The following is a 4,214-nucleotide window of genomic DNA, read 5'->3' as shown; positions in this document are numbered from 1 at the left end:
TGCGGGCGGTGCATTCTTATTTGACGGTATGAAAGTCATCGAGCTTTAAGTGATTTTCATAATAATAGGTAACTACCATGATTAACCCTGCAGCGGTTTCAATAAAAAATAAGCTACTGATGGTACTATTTATCATCGGAATGTTATTTTCTGGCTGGCAATCTTATCAAACGATGCCTCGTTTCGAAGATCCTGAATTTGTTATTCGCTCAGCAGTTATTCTAACTGAATATCCGGGTGCATCACCAATGGAGGTGGCTAATGAAGTGACTGAACCTTTGGAATCGGCTATTCAGGAGATGGCTGAAGTTGAGGAAATTGTTTCGACATCTTCAGACGGGCTTTCACGTATCGAAGTGTTAGTAAAGTACAGTGCGGCTCCGACAAAAGATGATCTGCAATTAGTGTGGAATAAACTGAGAAACAGAATCAATGATTCTCAGTATTTGCTCCCTGCAGAAGCGTATAATAGCTTTATTAATGATGACTTCGGTGATGTTTATGGTATTTATTACCTGCTTACCGGCGAAGGCTACTCGAATCGTCAGTTAGAAGATTATGCCAAAAAGCTAAGAACACGAATTCTAGCCGTTGACGGCGTTGCGAAGGTAACGTTAACGGGTGTACAACAAGAAGCTGTGTATATCGAACTCTCTAAGCAACGTGCTAACTCGCTTGGGGTATCGCTTAGTCAAATTTTTGAATCTCTGAAGCAACAAAATAGTGTCGTCTTTGCAGGCAATGCAAATCTAGATACGATGCGCTCGACTATCCAGTTACCGAATGCAGTTACGTCTGTAGAATCGTTGGAGTATTTACACGTCGCAACGGACAGTGATGGGACCATCGTCTATTTAAAAGATATTGCGACTATCTCGCGTGAAGTGCAGCGGCCTCTGGTACATGAAGTCAGATACAACGGCCAGCCCGCTATCGGATTTGGGATAGCCAACGTGGCTGGTGCGAATGTGGTTGAAGTCGGGGAGTTGGTTGATGCTGAGCTGAGAGCATCGATAAATCTTCAACCTGTTGGTATGGAGTTACATGAGTTCTATCACCAGGCCAAAGTTACTCAAGTCGCTGTAGATGAGTTTGTCGCCAATGTTTTTTTAGCCCTCGCGATTGTGCTTGTGACCCTTATGATTTTTATGGGTATCAAGCCTGCAGTGATAATCGGTGCGACCTTAATTCTGACCATTGCTGCCACACTTTACACGATGCAGCTCAGCGGTATACCGATGCACCGAATCTCCTTGGGGGCATTAATCATAGCGTTAGGTATGCTTGTCGATAATGCGATCGTTGTAACGGAGAGCGTTTTTTCAAACAAGCGTAGCATAAACAAGTTTGAGCTACTGCAAACAGTCACCAAGCGTTCTATCTGGCCTTTGCTAGGTGGTACTTTGGTCGGCATATTGGCATTTGCTCCTATTAGTTTGTCTGAGGGAGATTCCGCAGAATATACACGACATCTTTTCTTTGTGGTGCTGATTTCCCTGATGTATAGCTGGGTGTTTGCGATAACCTTTGTTCCGTTTTTATGCGACTTAATGATCAAAGGTAAAACCATTAGCGCCACTCAGTCAGAGCCAGCATTTATACAAAAATACAAGAGTTTCATGCAGGTCATACTCCGGCATCGCATTAAGACCGTTGGGATTACAGTCTTGATGTTTTTCTCTTCTATATACGCCGCTCAGTATATGAAGCCAGGGTTTTTCCCGACCTCTACGACACCTCAGTTTGTTGTCGATTATTGGTTACCGCAGGGAACAGACATTGATATTACTCGACATGACTTGCTGGAAATAGAGAAAGAACTAATGGAGATCGACGGGGTCTCTGGTGTGCAAACATTGGTCGGCGCTGGGGCAATGCGCTACATGCTCATTTACCAGGGAGAGAGTGAAAATACCTCCTATGGTCAGTTCCTGGTAAAAATGGATAACCTGGATGATGTCAAGCCAACCATTCAACGCGTCCAAAAATTAATTGATGATAATTACGCTGACGCGCTGACAAAGGTTTGGCAGTTTGAATTGGGGCCGGGCGGAGGTTCTAAGATTGAAGCGGAATTTAGCGGCCCCGATCCTGTTGTGCTGAGACGACTTGCTGAGCAAGCAAAGCTAATAATGGTTGAAGATGGCAAGGCGATGTCGATTAAAGATAACTGGAGACAGCCTGTTCGTGTCATTCAACCATATTACGACCCAACGTTGGCAAATCGATTGGGCATTTCGAAACAAGATATAGCAAGTGCTTTGCTCGTTAATTATACCGGCCAGCAAATAGGTACCTACCGTGAAAACGATCGGCTTTTACCTATTGTTGCGAGGGCACCGTTGGCTGAAAGAGATACCGTCGAAAATATAAAGTTATTGCAGGTTACGAGCAGCACGACAGGAGAGCAAGTCCCACTCACACAAGTGGTACGTTCCTTTGAAACGGTATGGCGAGATGGATTGCTTAAGCGAGAAAACCGTGTATGGCGAATCAAAGCTCAATCTGACCCGGTTTCTGGTGAACTAGCCGGGACGCTTTTCGCAAGGCTTAAGCCAAAAATCGAGGCCATTGAATTGCCCCCGGGCTATTCGCTTGAGTGGGGAGGTGAGCATGGGGACAGTACCAAAGCAAACAAAAACCTGGCAGATGCGATTCCGTTCAGCTTGTTGTCAATGATATTGGTAACTGTGGTGTTGTTTAACAAGGTAAGGCAGCCGCTACTCATATGGTCGATTGTGCCTCTTGCGACCATTGGCGTAGTTTATGGCCTGGTTCTTACGGGCACCCCGTTTGAGTTCATGGCTATTTTAGGTTTGCTATCGCTATCTGGTTTGCTGATAAAGAATGCCATTGTGCTTGTTGATCAAATGGACTTGGAAATAGCTGAAGGTAAGCCAAGATATACTGCTGTTTTAGATTCAGCGGCAAGCAGGGTAAAACCCGTTCTTATGGGTGCCCTGACGACAATCTTGGGTGTTTTACCTCTTTTTTACGACGCCTTCTTTCTTTCGATGGCAGTGGTGTTAGTGTTTGGATTAACAGTGGCAACGTTATTAACACTTGTCGTTGTTCCTTCACTTTATATGATTTTCTTTGGAATTAAGGAGGCCGAAACGATGTAATTTTTGAGCGCAATTATTTAATGGTTGCGCACGCTTCAGTGATTGTTTTTATTGATAATTGTTTGATAGGAATGTTTCCTAACTCAAGGCTGATAATGGTTGTACAGGATTGCAACGAAATCTTCTTGATGATGTGGGTTTTCTCCTGCAGTCAATAGTGTACGGCATATTGAGGCCTGTTTTTAAAGCAACTCGCTATTGTGCTTTGGTAGGCTTCGGCCTACCTTTTTTTACTTTTGTTCTTGTATTTAATCTCCTAAATAAGGATAAGCATGACCCAGCCGACACTTTACCCGGGTGTTGAATAACCCCTTCTTATTGCCCGGTCGAGTTTGGACAAGTGCCGCACTCATGGAGCATTTCAGGATAAACGCAGCCGGAAGTGTGAATATAGCATTTTACTTCAATTGGTTACTGATATTATTTATATCAAGTGTGCATATCCCCTCTGTTAGTTGGCGATGGCCATTATCCTTATTCTTTATGCCTCGCGGTTAGCTCGGTCGACTAATACCTACGCAGATCATGGTATGGAGGCTGCTGTGGTGGATTAGCAAATTTGGCAAAGACGAAGAGTTTACCCATACTTAAAATAATTCGTGTTTTGCTAATTTAGCAATATTGCCAAATCAGTTTTGTCCAGTGACAAGTCAGGGCGATCTGCTCTGTCTCCACCTTTGCCCCAAAGTTTGTTAACAAAAATGCTCAGTTGCAGATTACGCCACTCATTTTGCCTTACTTTTTCATATATGCTGTTTTCCATTGAAGATAGAAAACACCTAAAATCAATCATAGTCTGATTTTATTCAAAACCTAAAATGCATATAGAATTAATGTTGAACAGGCTGTAACTAAATTCCGAGCCATGCTATTTAAGAGGGATTAACAAAATTAACGGCAGCCGCTTTCCTAAACAAACATTAACAATCCTTGCGTGCAGATCAACTAATTAGATCACTCATTAAAATATAGATAGTCTGGGATAGGTTCTTCCCAGTCATCAGAAAATAGAATACTCTCAAAGCAAGTACCTATATGGTTATCAGTGTTAAAAAAAGCGAACTTACACTTTCCAGTTCATATGCCAGA

Annotated in this window: 1 protein-coding gene; it reads left to right on the top strand. The window is 43.0% G+C overall.

The features are described from left to right. Window positions 1-77 precede the first annotated feature (77 nt). Window positions 78-3,125 (top strand): efflux RND transporter permease subunit, encoded by a 3,048-nt coding sequence (locus MHN01_RS18425; protein WP_239412683.1) that lies wholly within the window; start codon window positions 78-80, stop codon window positions 3,123-3,125. Window positions 3,126-4,214 lie beyond the last annotated feature (1,089 nt).

This window comes from Photobacterium sp. OFAV2-7, assembly GCF_022347985.1.
In the GTDB taxonomy this organism is placed as follows: domain Bacteria; phylum Pseudomonadota; class Gammaproteobacteria; order Enterobacterales; family Vibrionaceae; genus Photobacterium.
Note: the sequence above shows the minus strand (reverse complement) of the source record. Positions and strands in the feature narration are given on the sequence as shown.